General features: G+C 69.1%; 32 protein-coding genes. 3 read left to right on the forward strand and 29 right to left on the reverse strand.

The annotated features are described in order from the left end of the window. Positions 1 to 2: 2 nt before the first annotated feature. On the reverse strand, positions 3 to 1,850 hold the full coding sequence (gene glmS, locus ABRP24_RS02180; protein ID WP_071245461.1) for a glutamine--fructose-6-phosphate transaminase (isomerizing): 1,848 nt from the start codon (positions 1,848 to 1,850) through the stop codon (positions 3 to 5). 70 nt (positions 1,851 to 1,920) lie between these two features. On the opposite strand from glmS, the gene ABRP24_RS02185 reads away from it, so the two are divergent. Together ABRP24_RS02185 and coaA are read left to right on the forward strand one after the other, a co-directional pair. Then, positions 1,921 to 2,406 carry a glutathione peroxidase gene (locus tag ABRP24_RS02185; protein WP_071245463.1) on the forward strand — a complete coding sequence of 162 codons (486 nt, stop codon included), beginning with the start codon at positions 1,921 to 1,923 and terminating at the stop codon, positions 2,404 to 2,406. Between the two features lie 105 nt (positions 2,407 to 2,511). Next, the gene (coaA, locus tag ABRP24_RS02190) at positions 2,512 to 3,456 is read left to right on the forward strand and encodes a type I pantothenate kinase (protein WP_027466714.1); all 945 of its coding nucleotides are present in this window, start codon (positions 2,512 to 2,514) and stop codon (positions 3,454 to 3,456) included. 97 nt (positions 3,457 to 3,553) lie between these two features. On the opposite strand, the gene glmM is transcribed toward coaA, so the two are convergent. From glmM to infA, 13 genes are all read right to left on the reverse strand, one after another. Then, positions 3,554 to 4,927 (reverse strand): phosphoglucosamine mutase, encoded by a 1,374-nt coding sequence (gene glmM, locus ABRP24_RS02195; RefSeq protein WP_071245465.1) that lies wholly within the window; start codon positions 4,925 to 4,927, stop codon positions 3,554 to 3,556. 22 nt (positions 4,928 to 4,949) lie between these two features. Beyond that, positions 4,950 to 5,435 carry a 30S ribosomal protein S9 gene (rpsI, locus tag ABRP24_RS02200; protein WP_027466716.1) on the reverse strand — a complete coding sequence of 162 codons (486 nt, stop codon included), beginning with the start codon at positions 5,433 to 5,435 and terminating at the stop codon, positions 4,950 to 4,952. 37 nt (positions 5,436 to 5,472) lie between these two features. Beyond that, positions 5,473 to 5,919 carry a 50S ribosomal protein L13 gene (rplM, locus tag ABRP24_RS02205; RefSeq protein ID WP_027466717.1) on the reverse strand — a complete coding sequence of 149 codons (447 nt, stop codon included), beginning with the start codon at positions 5,917 to 5,919 and terminating at the stop codon, positions 5,473 to 5,475. 330 nt (positions 5,920 to 6,249) lie between these two features. Further along, complete coding sequence (locus ABRP24_RS02210; RefSeq protein ID WP_349847682.1) at positions 6,250 to 9,321, reverse strand: ExeM/NucH family extracellular endonuclease; 3,072 nt, start codon at positions 9,319 to 9,321, stop codon at positions 6,250 to 6,252. Positions 9,322 to 9,406: 85 nt separating this feature from the next. Further along, positions 9,407 to 10,150 carry an MBL fold metallo-hydrolase gene (locus ABRP24_RS02215; RefSeq protein WP_176709500.1) on the reverse strand — a complete coding sequence of 248 codons (744 nt, stop codon included), beginning with the start codon at positions 10,148 to 10,150 and terminating at the stop codon, positions 9,407 to 9,409. Beyond that, positions 10,147 to 11,055 (reverse strand): tRNA pseudouridine(38-40) synthase TruA, encoded by a 909-nt coding sequence (gene truA / locus ABRP24_RS02220; RefSeq protein ID WP_349847681.1) that lies wholly within the window; start codon positions 11,053 to 11,055, stop codon positions 10,147 to 10,149. Before truA ends, ABRP24_RS02215 begins: the two co-directional genes overlap by 4 nt. Before the next feature lie 76 nt (positions 11,056 to 11,131). Continuing rightward, positions 11,132 to 12,250, reverse strand: a complete 1,119-nt coding sequence (locus tag ABRP24_RS02225) for a hypothetical protein (RefSeq protein WP_349847680.1) — start codon at positions 12,248 to 12,250, stop codon at positions 11,132 to 11,134. A 140-nt stretch (positions 12,251 to 12,390) separates the two neighbouring features. After that, positions 12,391 to 12,969: a 50S ribosomal protein L17 gene (gene rplQ / locus ABRP24_RS02230; RefSeq protein WP_071245471.1), complete on the reverse strand. Its 579-nt coding sequence runs from the start codon at positions 12,967 to 12,969 to the stop codon at positions 12,391 to 12,393. Between the two features lie 63 nt (positions 12,970 to 13,032). Beyond that, a complete protein-coding gene (locus ABRP24_RS02235) occupies positions 13,033 to 14,028 on the reverse strand; it encodes a DNA-directed RNA polymerase subunit alpha (RefSeq protein ID WP_017885506.1) in 996 nt (331 codons plus the stop codon). Between the two features lie 205 nt (positions 14,029 to 14,233). Beyond that, on the reverse strand, positions 14,234 to 14,632 hold the full coding sequence (gene rpsK / locus ABRP24_RS02240) for a 30S ribosomal protein S11 (protein WP_017885507.1): 399 nt from the start codon (positions 14,630 to 14,632) through the stop codon (positions 14,234 to 14,236). Positions 14,633 to 14,641: 9 nt separating this feature from the next. After that, the gene (gene rpsM, locus ABRP24_RS02245; protein WP_017885508.1) at positions 14,642 to 15,016 is read right to left on the reverse strand and encodes a 30S ribosomal protein S13; all 375 of its coding nucleotides are present in this window, start codon (positions 15,014 to 15,016) and stop codon (positions 14,642 to 14,644) included. A 183-nt stretch (positions 15,017 to 15,199) separates the two neighbouring features. Further along, complete coding sequence (gene rpmJ / locus ABRP24_RS02250; RefSeq protein ID WP_022903266.1) at positions 15,200 to 15,316, reverse strand: 50S ribosomal protein L36; 117 nt, start codon at positions 15,314 to 15,316, stop codon at positions 15,200 to 15,202. A 70-nt stretch (positions 15,317 to 15,386) separates the two neighbouring features. Then, a complete protein-coding gene (gene infA / locus ABRP24_RS02255; protein WP_017885509.1) occupies positions 15,387 to 15,608 on the reverse strand; it encodes a translation initiation factor IF-1 in 222 nt (73 codons plus the stop codon). Between the two features lie 294 nt (positions 15,609 to 15,902). On the opposite strand from infA, the gene ABRP24_RS02260 reads away from it, so the two are divergent. After that, a complete protein-coding gene (locus ABRP24_RS02260; protein WP_232749185.1) occupies positions 15,903 to 17,180 on the forward strand; it encodes an LCP family protein in 1,278 nt (425 codons plus the stop codon). Between the two features lie 160 nt (positions 17,181 to 17,340). Here the strand turns inward: ABRP24_RS02260 and map are convergent, their stop codons facing one another. The 15 genes from map to rplP form a co-directional block, all read right to left on the reverse strand. Continuing rightward, positions 17,341 to 18,120 carry a type I methionyl aminopeptidase gene (map, locus tag ABRP24_RS02265; protein ID WP_371836726.1) on the reverse strand — a complete coding sequence of 260 codons (780 nt, stop codon included), beginning with the start codon at positions 18,118 to 18,120 and terminating at the stop codon, positions 17,341 to 17,343. Between the two features lie 59 nt (positions 18,121 to 18,179). Beyond that, on the reverse strand, positions 18,180 to 18,770 hold the full coding sequence (locus ABRP24_RS02270) for an adenylate kinase (protein ID WP_173032759.1): 591 nt from the start codon (positions 18,768 to 18,770) through the stop codon (positions 18,180 to 18,182). Continuing rightward, entirely contained in the window at positions 18,767 to 20,089 is a 1,323-nt protein-coding gene (gene secY / locus ABRP24_RS02275; RefSeq protein WP_027466722.1) for a preprotein translocase subunit SecY, read from the reverse strand. The genes ABRP24_RS02270 and secY overlap by 4 nt, the downstream gene beginning before the upstream one ends. A gap of 147 nt (positions 20,090 to 20,236) precedes the next feature. After that, complete coding sequence (gene rplO, locus ABRP24_RS02280) at positions 20,237 to 20,701, reverse strand: 50S ribosomal protein L15 (protein ID WP_071259834.1); 465 nt, start codon at positions 20,699 to 20,701, stop codon at positions 20,237 to 20,239. Next, positions 20,698 to 20,883, reverse strand: coding sequence for a 50S ribosomal protein L30 (gene rpmD, locus ABRP24_RS02285; RefSeq protein ID WP_017885515.1), 186 nt, complete (start codon positions 20,881 to 20,883; stop codon positions 20,698 to 20,700). Before rpmD ends, rplO begins: the two co-directional genes overlap by 4 nt. After that, positions 20,883 to 21,731, reverse strand: coding sequence for a 30S ribosomal protein S5 (gene rpsE, locus ABRP24_RS02290; RefSeq protein ID WP_111056574.1), 849 nt, complete (start codon positions 21,729 to 21,731; stop codon positions 20,883 to 20,885). Before rpsE ends, rpmD begins: the two co-directional genes overlap by 1 nt. Then, positions 21,728 to 22,102: a 50S ribosomal protein L18 gene (gene rplR / locus ABRP24_RS02295; RefSeq protein WP_027466725.1), complete on the reverse strand. Its 375-nt coding sequence runs from the start codon at positions 22,100 to 22,102 to the stop codon at positions 21,728 to 21,730. Before rplR ends, rpsE begins: the two co-directional genes overlap by 4 nt. A gap of 2 nt (positions 22,103 to 22,104) precedes the next feature. Further along, positions 22,105 to 22,641 carry a 50S ribosomal protein L6 gene (rplF, locus tag ABRP24_RS02300; RefSeq protein ID WP_017885518.1) on the reverse strand — a complete coding sequence of 179 codons (537 nt, stop codon included), beginning with the start codon at positions 22,639 to 22,641 and terminating at the stop codon, positions 22,105 to 22,107. A 6-nt stretch (positions 22,642 to 22,647) separates the two neighbouring features. Continuing rightward, positions 22,648 to 23,046, reverse strand: coding sequence for a 30S ribosomal protein S8 (gene rpsH / locus ABRP24_RS02305; RefSeq protein WP_017885519.1), 399 nt, complete (start codon positions 23,044 to 23,046; stop codon positions 22,648 to 22,650). Positions 23,047 to 23,199: 153 nt separating this feature from the next. After that, the gene (gene rplE, locus ABRP24_RS02310) at positions 23,200 to 23,790 is read right to left on the reverse strand and encodes a 50S ribosomal protein L5 (protein WP_042537502.1); all 591 of its coding nucleotides are present in this window, start codon (positions 23,788 to 23,790) and stop codon (positions 23,200 to 23,202) included. Then, the gene (gene rplX / locus ABRP24_RS02315) at positions 23,790 to 24,149 is read right to left on the reverse strand and encodes a 50S ribosomal protein L24 (RefSeq protein ID WP_017885522.1); all 360 of its coding nucleotides are present in this window, start codon (positions 24,147 to 24,149) and stop codon (positions 23,790 to 23,792) included. The genes rplE and rplX overlap by 1 nt, the downstream gene beginning before the upstream one ends. A 3-nt stretch (positions 24,150 to 24,152) precedes the next feature. Continuing rightward, positions 24,153 to 24,521: a 50S ribosomal protein L14 gene (gene rplN / locus ABRP24_RS02320; RefSeq protein ID WP_017885523.1), complete on the reverse strand. Its 369-nt coding sequence runs from the start codon at positions 24,519 to 24,521 to the stop codon at positions 24,153 to 24,155. A gap of 31 nt (positions 24,522 to 24,552) precedes the next feature. Beyond that, complete coding sequence (gene rpsQ / locus ABRP24_RS02325; protein ID WP_017885524.1) at positions 24,553 to 24,837, reverse strand: 30S ribosomal protein S17; 285 nt, start codon at positions 24,835 to 24,837, stop codon at positions 24,553 to 24,555. After that, positions 24,837 to 25,157, reverse strand: coding sequence for a 50S ribosomal protein L29 (gene rpmC / locus ABRP24_RS02330; RefSeq protein ID WP_017885525.1), 321 nt, complete (start codon positions 25,155 to 25,157; stop codon positions 24,837 to 24,839). Before rpmC ends, rpsQ begins: the two co-directional genes overlap by 1 nt. After that, the gene (rplP, locus tag ABRP24_RS02335) at positions 25,157 to 25,576 is read right to left on the reverse strand and encodes a 50S ribosomal protein L16 (protein ID WP_017885526.1); all 420 of its coding nucleotides are present in this window, start codon (positions 25,574 to 25,576) and stop codon (positions 25,157 to 25,159) included. The genes rpmC and rplP overlap by 1 nt, the downstream gene beginning before the upstream one ends. Between the last annotated feature and the right edge of the window lies 1 nt (position 25,577).

The following is a 25,577-nucleotide window of genomic DNA, read 5'->3' on the forward strand; positions in this document are numbered from 1 at the left end:
GACTACTCGACGGTGACCGACTTCGCGAGGTTGCGTGGCTGGTCGACGTCGAGGCCCTTGGCGGCGGCGAGCTCCATGCCGAACATGTGCAGCGGTGCCACGGCGAGCAGCGGCTCGAACAGCGGGGTCGCGAGCGGGATCCGCAGGACCTCGTCGGCGAAGGGCAGCACCGCGGCGTCGCCTTCTTCGGCGATCGCGATCACCCGGGCACCGCGGGCGCGGATCTCCTGGATGTTCGAGACGACCTTGGGGTGCAGCGATCGGGGGTCGCGCGGCGACGGCACGATGACGAAGACGATCTGACCCGGCTCGATCAGGGCGATCGGGCCGTGCTTGAGCTCACCGGCGGCGAAGCCCTCGGCGTGGATGTACGCGAGCTCCTTGAGCTTGAGGGCGCCCTCGAGTGCGATCGGGTAGCCGACGTGGCGGCCGAGGAACAGCACGCTCCGGGTGTCCGCCATCCAGCGGGCCAGGTCCTTGATGCCGGCGGCGTCCTCGATGGTCTGCTGCAGCTTCGGCGCGAGGCCCTCGAGTTCGGCGACCTGCTCGGCGATCTGCTCGGTGGTGAGCGTGCCGCGCAGCGTCGCCAGGTGCAGCCCGAGCAGGTAGAGCGCGACGCCCTGGGCGATGAAGGCCTTGGTCGACGCGACGGCGACCTCGGGTCCGGCGTGCGTGTAGATCACGGCATCGGACTCACGCGGGATCGTGGCGCCCTGGGTGTTGCAGATCGACAGGACCTGCGCGCCCTGCTCGCGGGCGTACTTGACGGCCATCAGCGTGTCCATGGTCTCGCCGGACTGGCTGATCGAGACGACCAGGGTGCGCTCGTTCAGCACCGGGTCGCGGTACCGGAACTCGTGCGCGAGCTCGACCTCGACCGGCACACGCGCCCACTGCTCGATGGCGTACTTGCCGAGGATGCCGGCGTAGGCGGCGGTGCCGCAGGCGATCACGATGACGCGGTCGACGGTCGCCAGGCGGTCGGCGATCGGGTCGAGGTCGGTCAGGGTGACGGCGCCGTCGTGGACGCGACCGAGGATCGTCTTCGCGACGGCCTCGGGCTCCTCGCTGATCTCCTTCGCCATGAACGAGCTCCAGCCGCCCTTGTCGGCGGCGGAGGCGTCCCAGTTGACCTCGAACTCGCTCGGCGTGGCCGGGGTGCCGTCGAAGTGGATGACGTCGACGCCGTCGGGGCGGATCGTGGCGATCTCGTCCTGCCCGATCGACAGCGCGCGCTGCGTGTAGGCGACGAACGCGGCGACGTCCGAGCCCATGAAGTTCTCGCCGTCACCGAGCCCGACCACCAGGGGCGAGTTGCGACGGGCACCGACGACGACGCCGGGCTGGTCGGCGTGCACGACGAGGAGCGTGAAGGCCCCCTCGAGTCGCTGCACGGCCTGCTGCATGGCTGCGGTCAGGTCACCGGTCTCGCGGAAGGCGCGTCCGACCAGGTGCGCGGCGACCTCGGAGTCGGTCTCGCTGCGGAACTCGATGCCCTCGGCCTGCAGTTCGGCGCGGAGCTCGGAGAAGTTCTCGATGATGCCGTTGTGGATGAGGGCGAGCTTGTCGCCGTCGGCCAGGTGCGGGTGGGCGTTGCCGTCGGTCGGGCCACCGTGGGTCGCCCAGCGGGTGTGCCCGATGCCGGTCGCGCCGTCCGGGATCGGCGACGACTCGAGCTCGTCGACCAGGGCCTGGAGCTTGCCGGCCTTCTTGGCCGACACGAGGTCTCCGGCTGGGTCGACGACGGCGATGCCCGCCGAGTCGTAGCCGCGGTACTCGAGGCGACGGAGGCCACCGAGGAGGACGTCCTGGCTGCTGTTGCTGCCGACGTAGCCGACGATTCCACACATGGAACCGATCCTACGGTCTGCCTGGACGCCCACCCTGCGAAGTCCCGGGGGTGGGGATAACGTTTCGGCCATGGGACGCTTCGACGACATCGCCATCACCACGCTGCACGGCGAGGACACCACGTTCGGCGCCTACGCCGACAAGGCCGTACTGGTCGTGAACGTCGCCTCCCGGTGCGGCCTCGCTCCGCAGTACGAGCAGCTCGAGGCCCTGCAGAAGCAGTACGGCCCCCGCGGGTTCACGGTGCTGGGCTTCCCGAGCAACCAGTTCCTGCAGGAACTCGGCTCGTCCGAGGCGATCGACGAGTACTGCTCCACCACGTGGGGTGTGACGTTCCCGATGTCCGAGAAGGTCAAGGTCAACGGCAAGAGCGCGCACCCGCTCTACCAGGCCCTCAAGGAGACCCCGGACGCCGACGGCAAGGCCGGCCGGGTCGCGTGGAACTTCGAGAAGTTCCTCGTCGCCCCCGACGGCACCGTCACGCGCTTCCGTCCCACCACGAAGCCGGACGCCCCCGAGGTCGTCGCCGCCATCGAGGCGGCCCTGCCCGCCTGACGCGTCGCGTCCTGCGGGCGCGCACCGAGCACTGGACGGGAGGCCCGGGGAACGTGAGCCGACCGGCTCACGTGCCCCGGGCCTCCCGTCTGTACGCTCGATCCCATGCCGTTCTCGGAGACCGCCGTCGCGCACCCGACCCCGTTCGTGGAGATCCCGCGTGACGAGTGGTCCCAGCTCGCCCCGAAGGAGCACCTGTCGCTCACCGAGACCGAGATCGTGCAGCTGCGCGGTCTCGGCGACCGGTTGGACATGCAGGAGGTGCAGGAGGTCTACCTGCCCCTGTCCCGCCTGCTCACGCTCTACGCCGCCGGTGCGCGCAACCTGCACGCCGAGACGAGCCGCTTCCTCGGGGAGCGCGCCGGACGCACGCCCTTCGTCATCGGCGTCGCGGGCTCCGTCGCGGTCGGCAAGTCCACGGTCGCCCGTCTGCTGCGCGAGCTGACGAAGCGCTGGCCGGACACCCCTCGGGTCGAGCTCGTGACGACCGACGGCTTCCTGTACCCGAACGCCGAGCTGGAGCGACGCGGGATCATGGACCGGAAGGGCTTCCCGGAGTCGTACGACCGCCGCTCCCTGCTGCGCTTCGTGAGCCAGGTGAAGAGCGGGGCGACCGAGGTCCGCGCGCCGTACTACTCGCACCTGGTCTACGACATCGTGCCCGATGCCGAGATCGTCGTCCGGCAGCCCGACGTGCTCATCGTCGAGGGCCTCAACGTGCTGGCGCCGCCGGTGCACGGGCGGCTCGCGCTGTCCGACCTGTTCGACTTCACGATCTACGTGGACGCGAAGACGAAGGACATCGAGTCCTGGTACGTCGACCGGTTCCTCGCCCTGCAGGAAGAGGCGTTCTCGAGCCCCGACTCGTTCTTCCACCGGTTCGCCTCGCTCTCGCGTGAGGACGCGGTACGGACGGCGACCGAGGTCTGGCGGGCGATCAACGAGCCGAACCTGATCGAGAACGTGCTGCCCACGCGCTCCCGCGCCACCCTGGTGCTGAAGAAGGGCGCGAACCACAAGGTGAACTCGGTCCTGCTCCGCAAGATCTGAGCTGGGGGGGGGAACAGCAAAACACCGGTGTTCGCGAGCTGAACCGCGGTCTGCGCGTGTTCAACCGGCGAACACCGGTGTCTTGCGGAGGAAACCCCTACGCGGCGTCGAGCGCCAGGCGGTCCTGCACGACGGCGGCGAGCTCCTCGGCGATGCGCTGGGCATCGTCCTGCGAGGCAGCCTCGACCATGACGCGCACGACCGGCTCGGTGCCCGACGGACGGAGCAGCACACGGCCGCTGTCCCCGAGCGCCTCGCTGGCGGCGGCGATGGCGTCCTGCACACCCTGGTCGGCGAGCCCGTGACGATCGACGCCCCGGACGTTGAGCAGCACCTGCGGGAACACGGTCATGCACGACGCGAGCTCCTGCAGCGACTTCCCCGTCCGCGCCATCTCGGCCACCAGGTGCAGCCCGGTCAGGATGCCGTCGCCCGTGGTGGCGAACTCGTTGAAGATGATGTGGCCGGACTGCTCGCCACCGATGGAGTAGTCGCCCTCGGTCATCTTCTCGAGCACGTAGCGGTCGCCCACTCCGGCCTCGATCACGGTGATGCCCGCGTCGGCCATGGCGCGCTTCAGCCCGAGGTTCGACATGACCGTCGCGACGAGGGTGTCGTCCTTCAGGCGGCCGCGCTCCTGCAGGGACAGCGCGAGGATCGCCATGATCTGGTCACCGTCGATCGCGTTGCCCGCGGCGTCGACCGCCAGGCAACGGTCCGCGTCACCGTCGTGCGCGATGCCGACGTCGGCACCGTGCTCGAGCACCGCGCGGGCGAGGTTGTCGATGTGGGTCGAACCGACGCCGTCGTTGATGTTCCAGCCGTCGGGGTCGGCGCCGATGAGCGTCACGCGGGCCCCCGCGTTGACGAAGACCTCGGGCGAGACGCCGGCGGCGGCACCGTTGGCGCAGTCGAGCACCACGTGGATGCCGTCGAGCCGGTGCGGCAACGTGCCGAGCAGGTGCACCACGTAGCGGTCCTCGGCGTCGGCGAACCGCGAGATGCGCCCGACGTCGATGCCGGTGGGGGTGGGTGCGGAGTGGTCGTGCATGGCCGCTTCGATGCGGTCCTCGACCTCGTCCGGCAGCTTGCGGCCACCCGTGGCGAAGAACTTGATCCCGTTGTCGGGAGCGGGGTTGTGCGATGCGGAGATCATCACGCCGAAGTCGGCGTCGATGTCCGCGACGAGGAACGCCGCGGCGGGGGTGGGGATGACCCCGGCGTCGAGCACGTCGACGCCGGCCGAGGCGAGCCCGGCCGCGACGGCGGCACCGAGGAACTCGCCGGAGACGCGCGGGTCACGCGCGAGGACCGCGCGCGGGCGCGGTCGACCCGACGCCCGGCGGGCGTCGGCATGGTGTCCGTGTGTGAGGACGGCCGCGCTCGCCTGGGCAAGACCCAGTGCGAGCGCGGCCGTCAGCTCGCCGTTGGCGAGACCACGAACCCCGTCGGTACCGAACAGACGCGGCATGGCGATCTTCAGCCGGTGACGACTAGCGCTTCGAGAACTGCGACGCCTTGCGGGCCTTCTTGAGACCAGCCTTCTTGCGCTCGATGACGCGGGCGTCACGGGTGAGGAAGCCGGCCTTCTTGAGGGTCGCGCGGTTGTTCTCGCGGTCGATCTCGTTCAGGGTGCGGGCGATGGCGAGGCGGAGCGCGCCGGCCTGACCCGAGGGGCCACCACCGGTGATGCGGGCGACGACGTCGTACGAGCCGAGGAGCTCGAGCACCTTGAAGGGGTCGTTGATGAGCTGCTGGTGCAGCTTGTTCGGGAAGTAGTCCTCGAGCGTGCGGCCGTTCACGACGAACGTGCCGGAGCCCGGGACGAGCCGGACGCGCGCGATGGCCTCCTTGCGGCGCCCGACGGCACCGCCGGAGACGTTGAGGATCTGACGGGGAGCAGCCTCGGCAGCGGCGGGTGCGCTCTCCGTGGTGAAGCTCTCCGGGGTCTGGTCGAGGGAATCAGCGATCTGAGCCATGAGTTTTTTCGTGTCCTTGAAGTCGTCGTGGCCGGAACTACTGTGCGACCTGGTCGAAGATGTACGGCTTGGGCTGCTGCGCGGCGTGCGGGTGCTCCGCGCCGGCGTAGACCTTCAGCTTCTTGAGCTGCTCGCGGCCGAGGGTGTTCTTCGGCAGCATGCCGCGGATCGCCTTCTCGACGGCGCGGGTGGGGTGCTTCTCGAGCATCTCCGGGTAGGAGGTCGCCGTCAGGCCGCCCGGGTAACCCGAGTGACGGTAGTAGACCTTCTTCGCGAGCTTCGAACCGGTCAGGGCGACCTTGTCGGCGTTCACGATGATGACGAAGTCACCCATGTCCATGTGCTGGGCGAAGGTGGCCTTGTGCTTGCCGCGCAGGAGCGCCGCGGCGTGGGTGGCGAGACGGCCGAGGACGACGTCGGTGGCGTCGATGACGATCCAGTCGTGCTGGACGTCTGCCGGCTTCGGTGAGAACGTGCGAGTCACAGGAGTGCTGCTTTCGTGTCGAGGTGAGGAGTCCGTGAATCCCACTCCGGTCGGGAGTTCCACGGGCAGAAGCACGGGGAACACCTCGGTTGGAGGGCTCATCTGACTGTCCGCGCGCGGGGCGCACAGACCAAGGTGAGAGCCTAGCCGACGCGGGGTACGTCGGTCAAACGCGTCCCGCTGCCGGCCTGGAGGCGCGGGGCGGCCCCGCACCGCGCCTCCCGTCCGCCCTAGGGGCACCTCCACCGCCCATGGTGTGCAGCAATGGTCGGGTCCGCTGTTCGGACCCGACCATTCCTGCTCACCATCCACCCCCGTGGGGCGTGGGGACTACTCCGCAGCCACCGTCCGACGTCGGCGACGCACGACCAGCACACCCGCACCCGCCGCGAGCAGCAGGAACGCCACCAACGCACCGGCACCCATCCCTGCGGCACCCGTGAACGCGAGCTGCCCGTCCGTGGTGATCGTGATCGGGGTCCACCCGATCAGACTCCCGTCCGCAGCCGTCACCGCCAACCGGTGCACCCCAGCGACGGTGTCCGCCGGGATCGTCACCCGAACCGTCCCGTCAGCAGCCACCACCGCGGTACCGATCAACGTCGGCTCCGAGAACAACCACACGTTGACCGTGTCACCGGCCGACGCCGTGCCCACCGTCACCGTGATCGTCTCCCCCGCACGAGCAGTCGCCGGAGCAGAGATCCCACCACGGTTCGCCTCCGTCAACAGCGACCCCGACGGCGCCACCGGAGCAACCGGCGGGGTGATGCCGTCGACCGGCGGCACCGGGGCCGGCGTCGGGGTCGGGTTCGGCGTCGGGGTCGGCACCGGCGTCGGGTCCGTGCCCGGGTCGGCGCCCGCGGCGTCGAGGTCGAACCCGACCAGGATCGGGTCGTGGTCGCTCGCCCGGTACACGTCGTCGGCGTACAGGTTCGTGGCGTTGTAGTTGTAACGGCTGTACTCCAGGCCCACCGACTCGACCGAGTTGATGTTCCAGATGTCCACGCCCGTGACCGTCTCGAGCGCGGCCTTCGACGCGAACACGTGGTCGAGCGAGCCGCTCAGGCCGGAGAACACGTACGAGTACTCGGTGCTGTCGAGCGCCGGGCCGAGGTCGGTGTAACCGGCCTCGTCGAGGACCACCACCGGGTCCTCCTTGCTGTAGGCGTTGAAGTCGCCGAGCATGAACACCTTGTCGGTGCCGTACTGCTCCTGCATGTCGGTGGAGAACGTCACCAGGGCCTTCGCCTGCTCGACGCGGTCGGCGTTCGACGCACCCTGCCCGTCGCCCTGGTCGGCGTTCTCGCCGGTGCCGGAGCCCTTGGACTTGAAGTGGTTCGCGATCACCAGGAAGTCGTCGTCCGCGGTGCCGCCGACCGGGCGGAACGCGTCCGCGACGGGCTGGCGGGCGTTCGTGAACGCATCGTCGAGCAGGATCGTCGACTCGCCGACGGGCTCGACGCGGTCCTTCTTGTAGATCAGGGCGAGGCGGATGACGTCCTCGCTCGCGGGCACGACGGCCGGGGACTTCGCGTAGGCCCAGGTGTCCTGGCCGGTGGCGGCGTTGAGCGCATCGACCAGGGTGGCCACGGCGGCGTCACGGTCCTGACCGAAGCGGACCGAGTTCTCGATCTCCTCGAGCGAGACGACGTCGGCGTCCAGGCCGTTGATCGCCTTGACGATCTTGACCTGCTGACGCAGGAAGTCCTCCTGCTCGGCGGCACCGCGGGCGTCGCAGCCCGAGTTGACCGTGACGGGGTCCCCGGCACGGTCCGTGTAGTACTTGCAGCCGGTGAGCTCGTCGCCCGTGGTCGGGAAGTAGTTGAGGACGTTGAAGCCGGCGAGCTTCAGGTCACCACCGACGTCCTGCGGCGCCGGCTGGCGCACCTTCGAGAACGACGCCGGCAGTTCGGCGGCCGGGGTCGCACCCGTGATCGGCGCGGTCGGCTGGAACTTCCACCCGTTGTTGCGGTAGTCCAGGACGACCGGCTCGGTGAAGGTGGCGGCGGCCCCGACGGTGACCGGGCCCTGGGTGAGCCACGACACCGGGATGCCCTGGTTCGCCGCGGTCAGGAAGTTGGTGCTCGCACCGTCGTCGAGCGTGACCTTGCGCGCCGCGTTGTCGGCCTCGACGGCCTTCGCCGCGGCGCTGCCCGGGCGGCCGACCTCGGTCGGCTGGATGAGACGCTTCGTGCCGCTGGCGAGCACGACCTCGCCGTACTGGTTCGTCGTGTAGTTGTCGGCGACGGTGTACGCCCCCTGGGGAGCGACGAGCATGCTCTCGAGCGACTCGCGCTGGGCGTCGGACGACGGGAACGCGACCGCGGCCGGCTGCGGTGCCGCGACGGTGTCGTCCAGCTGCTGCAGCGACGAGGCCCCGGACACCGTGAGCTCGGTCAGGCCGAAGTACTCGGACACGGCGCCGGTGACCCGCACGTGGTCGCCCTCGTGCACCAGCCCGGCGGTGGCGGACGAGAAGACGAACACGGCGTCGGACGCGGTGTGGGCGGAGAGGTTGATCGCGCCGCCGGTGTCCGGGGTCTGGATCGTGTAGCCGTTGAAGCCGCCGGTGCCGTAGACCGCGGTGACGACGCCGTCGGTCGTGACGTTCTTGCCGGCGTACGGCGAGGTGTCCGTGGTGCCCTGCAGCTGGGCGATGGTCACCGTCTCGGCGGGGGTGCCGGGCGTGGGGGTCCCGCCGTCACCCGGGTCGGTCGGTTCCGTGGGCGCGGTCGGTGCAGTGGTCTCGCCCGCGGCGTTCCGCGGGGTGAGCGTGGTCGTCACCGAGAAGTCCGCACCGTTGACGTCGGTGTCCGTGGTGCCCTGGCGGACCAGGCCGTTCGGCACGGAGTTGTCCCCGGTCACGGTGCGCACGGTCGACTCGTACGTGTTCGAGGCGCCGTAGCCGAGCAGGTCGACCACGCCGTCGGTGCCGGTGGCGACGGGTCCGGCGGCGAGCGCCAGGGGTGCGGTGGCGTCGGACAGCACGAGCGTGCCGGTGGTGCCCGACGGGTTGAGCGTCGCGGTGTCGTCGGCTGCGGGCAGGTCCTCGCCAGCCGGGCTGGCCCCGCCGTTGCCCGCCATCGACACCAGGAAGGTGCCCTTCGCCGGCACGGTGCCCTGGAGCGCACTGGCCGAGAACGTGCCGGCGCCCGTGGCGGACCGGTACTGCAACGACCACCCGTCGAGCGACACGGCGGCGTCGGTCGGGTTGCCGATCTCGACGAACTTCTCGTTGTAGAACGCGCCCTTGCTCCCCGCCTTCAGGTAGGCCTCCTCGATGACGAGGCCGGTCCCCTCGGGGTTCGCGGTCGCTGCGGTGACGGTGACGAGTGGGGCCGCGAGGAGCGTCGCGGCCGCCGTGGCGCACAGCAGAGTGCGCCCGAGGGTGTTGGCCATGCCCGCACGCTACCGACCTGCGGGGACATTCAGGTTGCGTCGAGGTAAATGATTGCGTTCGGCAACATCAGCCGATCGCGCGGCATCAGCCGATCGGCATCCAGGTCCCGCCCACACGTCGGACGGCCGGTCCGTGTCCCGGCAGCACGAGGGCCGGGAACGGCAGCGCCCGTGCCGACTCGAGCGCGCGGTCCTGGTCGGCGGTGAAGAACGGTGTGATCATCCGCGGGCGCGGGGCCCACGACCCCGGCTGGGTGTCGTGTCGGCTGACGACCGCGTCGCCCGTGACGATCGCATCCGCCGCGGGCAGCAGGTACGCGGTCGAGCCGTCGGTGTGGCCGACGGCCGGGAACGGCGAGATCGCCCGACCTGCGAAGTCCGCACCGGTGAACGCGCGAGCGGACGGCACGGTGGTGGGTCGCAGGGCGTCGGATCGGATGGCCCGCGCCAGCCAGGCGAGCACGCGGGGGCTGGCGAGCCGGCCGCCGATCTCCGCCGGCGTGACCTGCTGCCGTTCCGGTCCGCGCACGTTGGCGAGCTCGTCGGCGTGGGCGAGCACCTCGACGTCGGGGTACCGCTCGAGGATCCCGGGGATGCCGCCGACGTGGTCGACGTGTCCGTGCGTCACGTAGACGCGACGCAGGTCTGCGGGGTCGTGTCCGGCGGCGCGCACGGTGTCGAGCACGAGGTCGGTGTCGGCCGGGTACCCGGCGTCGATCAGCGCGACGCCGTCCTCCTCCGCCAGCACCACCCAGTTGGACACCGGGCCCTCGACGAAGACGACTCCGGGGGCGACGGACACGACGGAACGGGGTTCGCGCGGGCTCATCCCTCGACGGTACCGTCCACCGACCGTCGGGCTCGGGTCTGCTCCGCCCGCTCCGCGAGCTCCGCGTCCGCCGGGTACCCCACCTCGGTCAGCGTCAGTCCCTTCGCCGGCGCCGTCTTGAAGGCGCTCGTGCGCTCCTCGGCGACGCGCAGTTCCTCGAGGCGGTCCGGGCCGAAACGGCCCTCGCCCACGGCGATGGTCGCGCCGACCATCGCCCGCACCATCGAGTGGCAGAAGGCGTCGGCCTGGAGGCGCGCCACCAGCACACCGTCCGGCTCGCGGTCCCAGCGGAACTGCTGCAACGTCCGGATGGTCGTCGCCCCCTCGCGCGGCTTGCAGAACGTCGCGAAGTCGTGCAGCCCGAGCAACGTCAGCGCACCGCGCTCCATTGCTGCCGGATCGAGCCGCGCCGCGTGCCAGACCGTGTGCCCACGACGACGTGGATCGCGCGGGGCGTCGGCGTCCGCGATCCGGTACTCGTACCGGCGCCAGAGCGGCGAGAACCGCGCGTCGAACCCGGCGGGCGCCACCGAAGCTCCGGTGACGACGACGTCCCCCTCGGGTGCCGCGATGCCGTTGACCCGCTTGAGCAGCCCGTCGAGCGGTGAGCGGCCCGACCCGCGCTTGGCGGTGAGCGCAGCCCACTGCTCCGCCGACAGGTCCAGGTGCGCGACCTGCCCCGTGGCGTGCACCCCGGCGTCGGTGCGTCCGGCGACGGTGAGCAACGGCGGTTCGCCCCAGCGGGTGAAGACGGTGGCGAGTGCGGTCTCGAGCGCGCCCTGCACGGTCCGGAGCCCCGGCTGCCGGGCCCACCCGGAGAACGCCGCCCCGTCGTAGGCGATGTCCAACCGCAGCCGCACGTCGCCCGTGCTGTCGGGGTCCTGGAAGCCGACCGTCTCGTCCACGTGACCACCGTAGCGGGGGTGATCCGTGCCTCCCGGCCCGCGCTGGATCTGCCGGACGGCGACCGCCCGCACCCGCTCAGCCGCGCGGACGGCCGAACGCCGACGGACCCGTCCGGGTGTCGAGGTCGTCGGTGACGCGTCGCTCGGACTCGACGATCCCCCGCAGGGCGACGAGCGCGGCCGAGGTGACCGCGACGTGGGAGGGGTTCTCACGCGACGCGTCGAGCGCTGCCTCGAGTCGAGCGATGGCTTCTTCGGCCTGGTCCTCCGGGGAGTCGCCGCGGATCGTGCTGGCGATCTTCCGCAGCGCCTCGGCGATGGGGGTGGCGAACGCCGGGTCCGGACGCCCGACGCCCTCGGACACCGGGCCGGAGCGGGCCACGAGCTCGGTGAGGTCGGTCGTGTACCAGGCGACCCGCTCCAGGGCCCGGAAGCGTCCGCCGTCCTTCTGGAGCCGCGCTCGCGACCCGCGCAGTGCACCACGGGGGTTGAGCCGGCGGCTCTCGTGCGCGATCGCCACCCGCGACCGCACGTCCGCGATCGCGCGGTCCAGGCGGTCCTGCTGGTGGTCCCACACCTTCTCGTCGCGCTTGCCCTCCTCGAGCACGGCCGCCAGCCCGTCGAGGTGGTCCGCCAGCACACCGTTCACCGCGTCGATGCGGTGTTCGGCGTCCCAGAAGTGCAGCGGCGGGAACACCAGGAAATTGACCAACAGTCCGATGACGACCCCCACGGCCATCTGCACGAGGTAGCCGAGCGAGTAACCCTCGGCGTTCGCGCCACCGACGAGCAGCACGAAGAGCGCCGCGGTGGACACCCACGAGCTGCCCTCCCCCAGCACACGGAACCCGCCGACCAGCACCCCGACACCGACCGCGAGCGCGATCGCGAGGAAGCCGGGGTCGCCGACCCACATCGTGAACGCGGCGATGAGGATGCCGAGGGCGATCCCGACCAGGGTCTGCACGCCACTCCGGATGCCCGCGAACACCGTGGTCTGCATCGCGACGACGGCGCCGAGCGGTGCGTAGTACGGGTACTCGGCCGCGACGCCCGGGATGTGCCGCGCCACGAACCACGCGATCACGGCGGCGGCGGCGGCCTTGCCGGCGTGCAGCAGGCGCGGCTGCGTGCCCGAGGTCCGGCTCCACCGCCAGACCCTCGTCCCCAGACCCGCAACGTGCTGGAACGCCATGACTTCCTTCCCTCGCACCCGGCCGGGGACGTTACGCCGAGCCGTCCGTGCCCGTGACCAGCCTCGGACGCGAGGAAGCCCCCGCGACCTGGGTCGCGGGGGCTTCCTCGTGGTGGTGCAGCGCCCCGGAGGGCACCGGACTACTTGGTGTCGGCGTCGTCAGACTTCTCGGCGGCGTCGGCCTCGACCTCGGCAGCAGCTTCGGTCTCGGACTCGGTCTCGACCGGAGCGGACTCCTCGGTGGTCTCGGTCTCCTCGACCGGGGCCTCCTCGGTGGTCTCGTCAGCGGCGGGCTCGTCGACCGGAGCGGCAGCAGCGGCCGGAGCCGAGTTGCGCTTGACCGGAGCGGGCGTGCTCGAGACGGGCTCGAGGACGAGCTCGATCGACGCCAGCGGGGCGTTGTCGCCCTTACGGAAGCCGAGCTTCGTGATGCGGGTGTAACCGCCCTGGCGGTCCTCGACCTGGGGGGCGATCTCGGTGAACAGCGTGTGCACGACGGACTTGTCGCGCAGGATGCTGATCACACGACGACGCGCGTGCAGGTCGCCGCGCTTCGCGAACGTGATGAGACGCTCGGCGACCGGACGGAGGCGCTTGGCCTTCGTCTCGGTGGTCGTGATGCGACCGTGCGTGAAGAGGGCGTTGGCGAGGTTGCTCAGGAGCAGGCGCTCGTGGGCGGGACCGCCACCGAGGCGGGGGCCCTTGGTGGGCTTCGGCATGTCAGTTCTCCAGTGGTGAAAGTGGTGCGCGCGGTGTCAGCGCGCTTGCGCGTGAGCGCGAGGTCAGTTGTTGGACTCGTCCTCGTCGTACCCGCTGTAGAAGTGGGCGCCGTCGAATCCGGGGACGGTGTCCTTGAGGGACAGGCCGAGCTCGGTGAGCTTGTCCTTGACCTCGTCCACCGACTTCTGACCGAAGTTGCGGATGTTCATGAGCTGCGTCTCCGACAGGGCGACGAGCTCGGACACCGTGTTGATGCCCTCCCGCTTCAGGCAGTTGTAGCTGCGGACCGACAGGTCGAGGTCCTCGATCGGGGTCTGCAGTTCGTTCGAGAGCACGGCGTCGACCGGCGCGGGGCCGATCTCGATGCCCTCGGCCGCCGTGTTGAGCTCGCGAGCGAGCCCGAACAGCTCGACCAGCGTGCGACCGGCCGACGCGATGGCGTCGCGCGGCGTGATGGCCGGCTTCGCCTCGACGTCGACGACCAGGCGGTCGAAGTCCGTGCGCTCACCGGCACGCGTCGCCTCAACGCGGTAGGTGACCTTGAGGACCGGCGAGTAGATCGAGTCGATCGGGATCTGACCGGCTTCGCTGAACTCGGAACGGTTCTGCGTCGCCGAGACGTAGCCACGGCCACGCTCGATCGTGAGCTCGAGCTCGAAGCGCGCGGTGTCGTTCAGGGTCGCGATGACGAGTTCCGGGTTGTGGATCTCGACGCCGGCCGGAGCGGAGATGTCCGCTGCGGTGACCTGACCGGCACCCTGCTTGCGCAGGTACGCCGTGATGGGCTCGTCGTGCTCGCTGGAGACGACCAGGCTCTTGATGTTGAGGATGATCTCGGTGACGTCTTCCTTGACACCGGGAACGGTGCTGAACTCGTGGAGGACGCCGTCGATGCGGATGCTGGTGACAGCCGCGCCGGGGATCGAGGAGAGGAGCGTGCGGCGCAGCGAGTTGCCGAGGGTGTAACCGAAGCCCGGCTCGAGCGGCTCGATGACGAAGCGCGAGCGGTGCTCGGAGATCGGCTCCTCGGTCAGGGTGGGGCGCTGTGCAATGAGCACTGTGGGATTCCTTTCGGCGAAGTGTCCGCTATATGACACTTGGCGGTACGACGGGGCCGCATGGGCCCCGACGGGTCTGTTGAGTTGTGATCACGCGCACACACGTGCGCGATCGAACGACCAGGAATGGCCGCGGGCCCTGCCCGCCCTCGCCGGAACGGATCCGCTCAGGGGACGAGCAGGGCGCGGCCGGTTGCTCCTCGCGTCAGACGCGACGGCGCTTGGGCGGGCGGCACCCGTTGTGCGCCTGCGGCGTGACGTCGTTGATCGAGCCGACCTCGAGGCCAGCGGCCTGGAGGGAGCGGATCGCGGTCTCGCGACCCGAACCCGGGCCCTTCACGAAGACGTCGACCTTCTTGACGCCGTGCTCCTGCGCCTGACGCGCAGCGGACTCGGCGGCGAGCTGCGCCGCGAACGGCGTCGACTTGCGCGAACCCTTGAAGCCCACGGCACCCGAGGACGCCCAGCTGAGGACGGCACCCGACGGGTCGGTGATGCTGACGATCGTGTTGTTGAACGTGCTCTTGATGTGGGCCTGGCCCACAGCGACGTTCTTCTTCTCCTTGCGGCGCGGCTTGCGCGCGGCAGTCTTGGGGGTAGCCATCGGGGTCTCCTATCGAGCCTTCTTCTTGCCTGCCACGGTGCGCTTCGGGCCCTTGCGGGTACGAGCGTTGGTCTTGGTGCGCTGACCGCGCACCGGGAGACCACGACGGTGGCGGAGACCCTCGTAGCTGCCGATCTCGACCTTGCGGCGGATGTCGGCGGCGACCTCACGGCGGAGGTCACCCTCGACCTTGAAGTTGCCCTCGATGAAGTCACGGAGGGCGACGAGCTGGTCGTCGGTCAGGTCCTTGACGCGGATGTCACCGGAGATACCGGTCTCCGTCAGTGCCTGGACGGCGCGGGTACGGCCGACGCCGTAGATGTACGTGAGTGCGATCTCCACGCGCTTCTCGCGCGGGATGTCGACGCCTGCTAGACGTGCCATGTGATGGCTGCTCCTGTTGTCGATGGAGGTGTGGCGCAGTACCGGTGCTCGGGCCTCCGCCCCGAGGTGTCCCCCGGCCGTCGTGCGACCGGGTTCTGGTACTGCGTTGTCGATCTTCAGTTGTGGGTCGTGCTCGAGCAGCCTGGTGTCCGAGGGACACCGGTGCCGGTCACGCGCCCGGGACTAGCCCTGGCGCTGCTTGTGACGCGGGTTGCTCTTGCAGATCACCATGACGCGGCCCTTGCGGCGAATCACACGGCAGTGTTCGCAGATGGGCTTGACGCTGGGGTTGACCTTCATGGTTCTTTCCTCGTGCTCGCTGGCTTCGTGCTCGGCAGGATTGCCGTGCCGTTCCTTTCCAGCTCGCGGATCACTTGTAGCGGTAGACGATCCGGCCGCGGGTCAGGTCGTACGGGCTCAGCTCCACGATCACGCGGTCCTCGGGGAGGATGCGGATGTAGTGCTGGCGCATCTTCCCGGAGATGTGCGCGAGGACCTTGTGTCCGTTCGTCAGCTCAACGCGGAACATCGCGTTGGGCAGAGCTTCGAGCACCGAGCCTTCGATCTCGATGACGCCGTCTTTCTTGGCCATAGCCTCACTGTCGCTTGGTTGTGGAACAGGTGTGATCCCCGAACCGGTCTGCGGGTCGGTCGCCACACCCGAGAGGGCATGACACACCAAAGATCGATCTTATGTGGTAAACCCGCAATTGCCAAGTGCGGACGCGGAACACCCCACGTCTGGGGCTTCCGGAACCGTGGCTGAGCGTTCCACAGTGGTTTGACGGCGCGCTCAGGGCGCGCACCAGCGCGCGAACCGTAGTTTGGCTCCGCAGCCACGTCCGCCGCACCAGCAGTTCGCGCCGGACCACCGAACGGAGAACACGTGCCCGACGCCACCCGACGCCCCTTCGCCAGCCACGGCAAGCAGGCCCGTCGTCGGGGTTGGGGCACGCTCGTCACCGTCGTCGCGGCCACCGTCGCCGTCCTGCTCGTCAGCGGCACCAGCGTCGCCGCGATCGCCGGGGCGCAGCTCGCCACCGCCCCGCAGACCGTCGCACTGAGCACCGACGACCAGAACACCGCCAAGACCGCGGACATCTCGGCGATCAAGGGCGGGGCGAACATCCTGCTCATCGGCAGCGACACCCGGGTCGGCCAGTTCGACTCCGACGAGGACGTCGAGGGCGCCCGCAACGACGTCACGATGCTCATCCACATCTCGGCGGACCACCAGCAGCTCACCGCGGTCAGCTTCCCCCGTGACCTGATGGTCCCGATCCCGGCCTGCACCAACCCCGCGACCGGCACGACCTACCCCGCGTCCACCTCGGCGATGTTCAACACCGCGCTCGGCAACGGCGGCGTCTCCTGCGTCGTGGACACGGTCGAGAACCTGACCGGCCTGAGCATCCCCTACGCCGGGCTCATCACCTTCGACGGCGTGATCGAGATGTCGAACGCCCTCGGCGGCGTGGACGTGTGCGTCGCCGAGCCGATCGACGACACGTTCACCGGCCTGCACCTCACGACGGGCTCGCACTCCCTCGAGGGCTCGGACGCCCTCGCCTTCCTGCGCACCCGCCACGGGGTCGGCGACGGCAGCGACCTCGCCCGCATCAGCTCGCAGCAGGTGTTCCTGTCGGCGCTCCTCCGCAAGGTCACCTCGGACGGCACGCTCTCGAACCCGATCACGCTCTACAAGCTGGCCGGTGCCGCCCTGTCCAACATGACGCTGTCCGACGGCCTGGCCCAGACCGGCACCCTGGTCAAGCTCGCCGCGGCGCTGCGGGGGATGAGCACGGCCAACATGCTCTTCGTGCAGTACCCGGTGGCCGACGACCCCGCTGACAGCGCCCGGGTGATCGTCGACCAGGAGACGGCCCACACCCTGAACGTGGCGCTGCAGAACGACGTCCGGTCCTCGCTGAGCGACTCGAGCACCGGTCGCGCGTCCGAGGAGTCGCCGTCGGGCGGCGGGACCTCGACCGGCACCGGGTCGTCCGGCACCACGGGTTCGTCCGGGACCCCGTCGACCGCCGGCACGCCGTCAGCGACGCCGAGCGCGACCGCCACTCGGACGCCGACCGCGTCGGCGACGCCGCTGCCCTCGTCGATCACCGGGCAGAGCGCCTCCGAGGAGACCTGCTCCGTCGGCAACTGACGCGACGCCAGGGCGTCCGTCCGGCACTGGTCGGGCGGGTCCGCGCGAGGTGGGCGACGCGTCGGACGTCAGCCGGGCCTCCCGGCCGTCGCGTCGCGCAGATGCGCGCGTCGCGCAGGTACGCCGAGCGTGGGCACCGGATCCGGACTGGAGGCCCGTCCTACGGGATCGGGACGGGCGTCACACCCAGCGGGGCCAGGCCCCGAGCGCCGCCGTCGGCGGCCGTGAGCACCCAGATCCCAGCCGCGTGCACCGCGACGCTGTGCTCCCAGTGGGCGGCGTCGGAGCCGTCGAGCGTGCGGACGGTCCAGTCGTCGTCGTCCGTCGAGCTGTCGATCGTGCCGGCCGTGACCATCGGTTCGATGGCGACCACCAGCCCCGGCTTGACGGCAGGTCCGGCGCCACGGACGCGGTAGTTGAAGACCGGCGGGTCCTCGTGCATCGACCGGCCGATGCCGTGACCGGTGTAGTCCTCGACGATGCCCCACGCGCCGGTCTCGTCGATCGCGTCTTCCACCGCGGAGCCCACCTCGTGCAGGTTCTTCGCGTGGGCGAGCGCGGCGATGCCGTGCCAGAGCGACCGCTCGGTCGTGTCGCAGAGCGTCTGCCGCGCTGCGGTGACCGTGGCGTCGCCACCGGGCACGACCGTCGTGAACGCGCTGTCGCCGTTCCAGCCGTCGACCTCGGCGCCGGCGTCCACCGACACGATGTCGCCGGGCGCGAGGACGCGCTCACCGGGGATCCCGTGCACGATCTCGTCGTTCACCGACACGCACAGCGTGTGGCGGTAGCCGGGCACGAGCTGGAAGTTCGGGACTCCACCGCCGTCACGGATGGTGCGCTCGGCGATCGCGTCGAGTTCGCCGGTCGTGATGCCCGGGCGGATCGCTGCACGGACGGCGTCGAGCGCCTCGGCGGTCAGCAGGCCCGGCCGGACCATCGCCCGGAGCTCGTCCGGGGTCTTGTAGATCGAGGGCTTCTTGAACCGCACCACGCTGGTCAGACGGTCGCGGAGAGCCCGCGGCCCGCCAGTGCCGTCTGGATGCGGTCGCCGACCTCGTCGATCGCGCCGAGGCCGTCGACGTCGACCACCAGGCCACGCTCGCCGTACGCCGCCACGATGGGCGCCGTCTGCTCGGCGTACACCTGCTGACGGCGACGGATCGTCTCCTCGTTGTCGTCGCTGCGACCCTGGTCCTCGGCACGCTTGAGCAGGCGGCCGACGAGCTCGTCCTGGTCGGCGACGAGCTGCACGACGGCGTCGATCGGGGTGCCCTGCTCGGCGAGCAGCGCGTCGAGGTACTCGACCTGACCGACCGTGCGCGGGTACCCGTCCAGCAGGAACCCGTGCTCGGCGTCGGGCTCCTGCAGCCGGGACTTCACGAGCTCGTTCGTCAGGGAGTCCGGCACGTAGTCGCCGGCGTCCATGATCGCCTTCGCCTGCACGCCGAGTGGGGTGCCCTCTGCCACGTTCTTGCGGAAGATGTCCCCGGTCGAGATCGCGGGGATCCCGAGGGAGTCAGCGATGCGGCCGGCCTGGGTGCCCTTCCCGGCTCCGGGAGGTCCGACGATGATGAGACGTGCGCTCAACGGAGAAGCCCTTCGTAGTGACGCTGCTGCAGCTGCGAGTCGATCTGCTTCACGGTCTCGAGACCGACACCCACGATGATGAGGATGCTCGCGCCACCGAACGGGAAGTTCTGGTTCGCGCCGAACAGCGCCAGTGCTGCCAGCGGGATGAGCGCGATGAGACCGAGGTAGAGCGAGCCGGGCAGCGTCACCCGGGTGAGGACGTAGTCGAGGTACTCGGCGGTCGGACGACCGGCACGGATGCCGGGGATGAACCCGCCGTACTTCTTCATGTTGTCGGCGACCTCTTCGGGGTTGAAGGTGATCGCCACGTAGAAGTACGTGAACCCGACGATGAGCAGGAAGTACAGGACCATGTAGAACCAGTTGTCACCCGAGGTCAGGTTGTTCTGGATCCAGGTCACCCACGCGGCCGGCTCGGAGCCGTCCGAGGGCTGGTTGAACTGCGCGATCAGAGCCGGCAGGTACAGCAGCGACGAGGCGAAGATGACGGGCACGACGCCGGCCATGTTGACCTTGATCGGGATGTAGGTGTTGTTGCCGCCGTACGTCCGCCGCCCGACCATGCGCTTGGCGTACTGCACGGGGATCCGCCGCTGTGACTGCTCGACGAACACGACGGCCATCATGATCACGAGTCCGACCAGGATCACGAACAGGAAGAGCTCGAACGACTGCGACTGCTCGATCGCCCAGAGCGCCGACGGGAACTGCGCCGCGATCGACGTGAAGATCAGGAGCGACATGCCGTTGCCGATGCCGCGCTCGGTGACGAGCTCGCCCATCCACATGATGAGGCCGGTGCCGGCGGTCAGCGTGACGACCATCAGCATGATGGCGTACCAGCTGTCGTTCGAGATGATCGAGGTGCAGGACGCGGAGGCGTTGGTGCCGAACAGGGCGCCGGAGCGGGCGACCGTGATCAGCGTCGTGGACTGCAGGACACCGAGTGCGATCGTGAGGTAGCGCGTGTACTGCGTCAGCTTCGCCTGGCCCGACTGGCCCTCCTTGTAGAGGGTGTCGAAGTGCGGGATGACCACACGCAGGAGCTGCACGATGATCGACGACGTGATGTACGGCATGATGCCGAGCGCGAAGACCGAGAGCTTCAGCAGCGCGCCGCCGGAGAAGAGGTTGATGAGGTCGTAGAGACCGCCGGAGGACGACGCGCTGGCGAGACAGCTCTGCACGGCGGCGTAGTCGACGAACGGTGCCGGGATGTACGACCCGAGACGGAACAGCGCGATGATCGCGAGGGTGAAGCCGATCTTCTTGCGAAGATCAGGGGTGCGCATGATGCGCGCGACCGCTCTGAACACGATGACTCCGAACTTGTGGGACCGGGGCCGTCGATCGCGGCCGGACCGGTTTCGGTCGGCAGGGCCGACCTGGCCGACGGATGCCGGCCACTGTCAAGGAAACCGTAACGGCGGCCCGTGCGCAAACGCACGGGCCGCCGACGGGGGTTACTGGGAGACGGTGCCGCCAGCAGCCACGATCTTCTCGGCGGCGGACGCCGAGACCTTGTCGACCGTGACCGTGATCTTCACGGAGATGTCACCCTGACCGAGAACCTTGACCTTCTCGTTCTTGCGGACGGCGCCCTTGGCGACCAGGCCCGCAACGGTGACGTCGCCACCGTCGGGGTAGAGCTCCGAGATCTTGTCCAGGTTCACGACCTGGTACTCGACCCGGAACGGGTTCTTGAACCCGCGGAGCTTCGGGGTGCGCATGTGCAGCGGCATCTGCCCACCCTCGAAGCCGACCCGGACCTGGTAACGGGCCTTCGTGCCCTTGGTACCACGCCCAGCGGTCTTGCCCTTCGAGCCCTCACCGCGACCCACACGGGTGCGGTCCTTCTTGGCGCCCTCTGCGGGACGGAGGTGGTGCAGCTTCAGCACCTGCACGCGCTCGTTCTTCTCGTCGCTCATGCGTCGACCTCCTCGACCTTCACGAGGTGCGCCACCGTCGCGATGTACCCGCGGTTCTGGGAGTTGTCCTCACGCTCGACCGAACGGCCGATGCGCTTGAGGCCCAGGCTGCGCAGGGTGTCGCGCTGGTACTGCTTCTCGCTGATAACGGACTTGATCTGCGTGATCTTCAGCATCGCCATCACGCACCTGCCTTCTCGGTCGCGGCACGCAGGGCTGCGGCCTCGGCCTGGAGCAGACGGGCCGGGACGACCCGCTCGACGTCGAGGCCACGACGGCTCGCGACGGCGCGGGGCTCCTCGAGCTGCTTCAGAGCCTCGACGGTCGCGTGCACGATGTTGATGGTGTTCGACGAGCCGAGCGACTTGCTCAGGACGTCGTGGATGCCGGCGCACTCGAGCACGGCGCGGACCGGACCACCGGCGATGACACCGGTACCGGGGCCGGCCGGACGCAGGAGGACGACGCCAGCGGCGGCTTCACCCTGCACCGGGTGCGGGATCGTGTTGCCGACGCGGGGGACGCGGAAGAAGTTCTTCTTCGCCTCTTCGACACCCTTGGAGATCGCCGTGGGGACCTCCTTGGCCTTGCCGTAGCCGACGCCCACGAGGCCGTTGCCGTCACCGACGACGACGAGCGCCGTGAAGCTGAAGCGACGACCACCCTTGACGACCTTCGAGACGCGGTTGATGGTCACCACGCGCTCGAGGAACTGGCTGTCGCCACCGCGGTTGTTGCGGTCGCGGCCCTGCTGACGGTCACGACCGCCACCACGACGGCCACGGTTGTCAGCGGAGTCGCGGTTGTTGGACGCGGAGCCCGCGGCGGTCTCGACCGGACGCTCGGCGACGGCAGGTGCCTCCGCCTCCTTGCCGGTCTTGGCGCCCTCGGTGGTCGCCTCGGCGGTTGCCTCGGTGGCCGTGGCCTCCGTGCTCGCCTCGGTGGTCTCCGTGGTCTCGACTGCCTCGGTCTCCGTGGCCTCGACGGCCTCGGTCTTGGCGTCTTCGTTGGTGTTCGCGTTGTCGCTCACAGGTTCAGCCCTCCTTCACGGGCACCATCGGCGATCGCGGCGACGCGACCGGCGTACTTGCTGCCACCGCGGTCGAAGACCACGGCCTCGACGCCAGCCGACTTCGCGCGCTCGGCGAGGAGCTCACCGACGCGACGGGCCTTGGCGGTCTTGTCGCCGTCGAACGAGCGGAGGTCTGCCTCCATCGTCGAGGCGCTGGCGAGGGTGTGACCCTTCGAGTCGTCGATGACCTGCACGAACACGTGACGCGACGAGCGGGTGACGGCGAGACGGGGACGAGCCTCGGTGCCGGTGATCTTCTTGCGGAGACGGTTGTGACGACGCGCCTTGGCGGCCGCCTTGCTCTTGCCTCGTGTCTTGAGGAGTCCCATGATCACTTACCTGACTTTCCGGCCTTGCGGCGCACGTTCTCGCCGGCGTAACGGACACCCTTGCCCTTGTAGGGCTCGGGCTTCCGGAGCTTCCGGATGTTCGCGGCGACCTCGCCGACAGCCTGCTTGTCGATACCGGCGACGGTGACCTTGTTGTTGCCCTCCACCGCGAAGCTGATGCCCGCCGGCGGCTCGACCGTGATCGAGTGGGAGTACCCGAGCGCGAACTCGAGGTTCGAGCCCTTGGCCGCGACACGGTAACCGGTGCCGACGACCTCGAGGCCCTTGGTGTAGCCCTGGGTCACGCCGATGATGTTGTTGGCGATGAGGGTCCGGGTCAGTCCGTGGAGCGAACGCGACTCGCGCTCGTCGTCCGGACGGGTGACGAGGACCTGGTTCTCCTCGACCTTGGCCTGGATGGGCTCCGCGATGACGAGCGCGAGCTCGCCCTTCGGGCCCTTGACCGCCACGTTCTGACCGTCAACGGAGACGGTGACGCCGGCGGGGATGTCGATGGGGAGACGTCCGATTCGTGACATTGTCGATCACCACACGTAGGCGAGGACTTCCCCACCCACGCCCTTCTGCTCGGCTTCGCGGTCGGTCAGGAGGCCGGAGGAGGTCGAGAGGATCGCCACGCCGAGGCCACCGAGGACCTGGGGGATCTCCGTCGACTTCGCGTAGACCCGGAGGCCCGGCTTCGAGACGCGCTTGATGCCGGCGATCGAACGCTCGCGCTCGGGGCCGTACTTCAGGTCGATGGTGAGGGTCTGCCCGACTCGGGCGTCCTCCACCTTCCACTCGCTGATGTAGCCCTCACGCTTGAGGATGTCGGCGATGTTCTTCTTGAGCTTGGAGCTCGGGAGCGCGACTGCGTCGTGGTGCGCGGAGTTCGCGTTCCGCAATCTGGTCAGCATGTCTGCGACCGGATCGGTCATCGTCATGATGTTCGTCCATTTCTCACCTGGTTTCGACACCCGTTCCACGAATGCCGACCTGAGCGATCGAGTGATCCCGGGGCGGTTCCCCGAGATCGGTGTGTTCGTGCGTGCGGGCCGGAGGACGTGAATCCTCCGGCCCGCACCGCCCGAAGTAGTTTAGACCGTCTGCTCGTTGGAGCGGAACGGGAAGCCGAGCTGGCGGAGCAGCGCGCGTCCCTCGTCGTCCGTCTTCGCGGTGGTCACGACAGTGATGTCGAAGCCGCGGACACGATCGATGCGGTCCTGGTCGATCTCGTGGAACACGGACTGCTCCGTGAGACCGAACGTGTAGTTGCCGTTGCCGTCGAACTGCTTGTCGCTGAGACCGCGGAAGTCGCGGATGCGGGGCAGTGCGAGCGTCACCAGGCGGTCGAGGAACTCCCACGCGCGGTCACCGCGGAGGGTGACGTGCGCGCCGATGGCCTGACCCTCGCGCAGCTTGAACTGCGCGATGGACTTGCGGGCGATGTTGACCTGGGGCTTCTGACCCGTGATCGCCGTGAGGTCCTTGATGGCCCCCTCGATGATCTTGGAGTCACGAGCGGCCTCGCCGACACCGGTGTTCACGACGACCTTGACCAGGCCGGGGACCTGGTTCACGTTCGCGTAACCGAACTGCTCGGTGAGGGCCGTCTTGATCTCGGCCAGGTACTTCTGCTTGAGGCGCGGCTGGATCTTGCCAGCGGGCGCAGCAGTCGTGTCAGTCATCAGAGCTTCTCACCAGACTTCTTCGCGTAGCGGACACGGACGGTCTTCTTGACGCCGTCCTTCTCCACCTCTTCGGTGCGGAAACCGACACGCGTCGGCTTCTTCGTCTTCGGGTCGACGAGTGCGACGTTCGAGACGTGGATCGAGGCTTCGTGCTGCTCGATGCCACCGGTCTTCGAACCACGCTGCGTCTGACCGACGCGGACGTGCTTCGTGACGAAGTTCACGCCCTCGACGACGACGCGGTTCTTGTCCTTGAGGACCTCGATGACCTTGCCCTGCTTGCCACGGTCGCCGCCACGCTCCTGCGTCGCGCCCGTGATGACCTGGACGAGGTCACCCTTCTTGATGTTCGCCATGGCTTACAGCACCTCCGGCGCGAGCGAGATGATCTTCATGAACTTCTTGTCACGGAGCTCGCGACCGACCGGACCGAAGATGCGCGTACCGCGCGGGTCGCCGTCGGCCTTGAGGATCACTGCCGCGTTCTCGTCGAACTTGATGTAGGAGCCGTCCTGACGACGGGTCTCCTTCTTGGTGCGAACGATGACCGCCTTGACGACGTCACCCTTCTTCACGTTGCCGCCGGGGATGGCGTCCTTCACCGTGGCGACGATGACGTCACCGAGGCCGGCGTAGCGACGACCCGAGCCACCGAGCACGCGGATGGTCAAGATCTCCTTGGCACCCGTGTTGTCGGCGACCTTCAGGCGGGATTCCTGCTGAATCACTGCTGTCTCCTATTCCGAAGCAGGCCGAGGCCTACTTGGCCTTCTCGAGGATCTCGACCAGGCGCCAGCGCTTGGACGCGCTGAGGGGACGGGTCTCGCTGATCACGACGAGGTCGCCGACACCAGCGGTGCCGAGCTCGTCGTGGGCCTTCACCTTGGACGTGCGACGGATGATCTTGCCGTAGAGCGCGTGCTTCACGCGGTCCTCGACCTCGACCACGATGGTCTTGTCCATCTTGTCGCTCGTCACGTAGCCGCGACGCGTCTTGCGGTAGCCGCGAGTGAGGGCGGCGGAGTTCTTCTCTTCGTTCGCCATTACTTCTCCTCGGCGGTCTCGGCCTCGGTCGACTCGGCCGGCTTGTCAGCCTTCTTCGTCGTCTTCTTGGCCTTGGGGGCGGTCTCGACGGGCGCGGGAGTGGCACGGATGCCGAGCTCGCGCTCGCGGAGGACGGTGTAGATGCGGGCGATGTCGCGCTTGACGGCACGGAGACGACCGTGGCTCTCCAGCTGGCCGGTGGCCGACTGGAAGCGGAGGTTGAAGAGTTCCTCCTTGGCCTTCTTCAGCTCGTCAGCGAGACGCTCGTTCTCGAACGTGTCGAGCTCCGTCGGACGGAGCTCCTTGGAACCGATCGCCATTATGCGTCGCCCTCCTCGCGCTTGATGATGCGTGCCTTGAGGGGCAGCTTGTGGATTGCACGAGTCAACGCCTCACGGGCGATCTCCTCGCTGACGCCGGAGAGCTCGAAGAGCACCCGGCCCGGCTTCACGTTCGCGACCCACCACTCGGGCGAACCCTTACCGGAACCCATGCGGGTCTCGGCGGGCTTCTTGGTCAGCGGACGGTCCGGGTAGATGTTGATCCAGACCTTGCCACCGCGCTTGATGTGACGCGTCATGGCGATACGAGCGGACTCGATCTGACGGTTGGTCACGTACGCCGGGGTGAGGGCCTGGATGCCGTAGTCACCGAAGCTGACCTTGGTACCACCGGTGGCCTGACCCGAACGCTTCGGGTGGTGCTGCTTGCGGTGCTTGACTCGACGGGGAATAAGCATG

The organism is Curtobacterium sp. WHRI 8282 (assembly GCF_040223925.2).
Classification (GTDB): domain Bacteria; phylum Actinomycetota; class Actinomycetes; order Actinomycetales; family Microbacteriaceae; genus Curtobacterium; species Curtobacterium flaccumfaciens.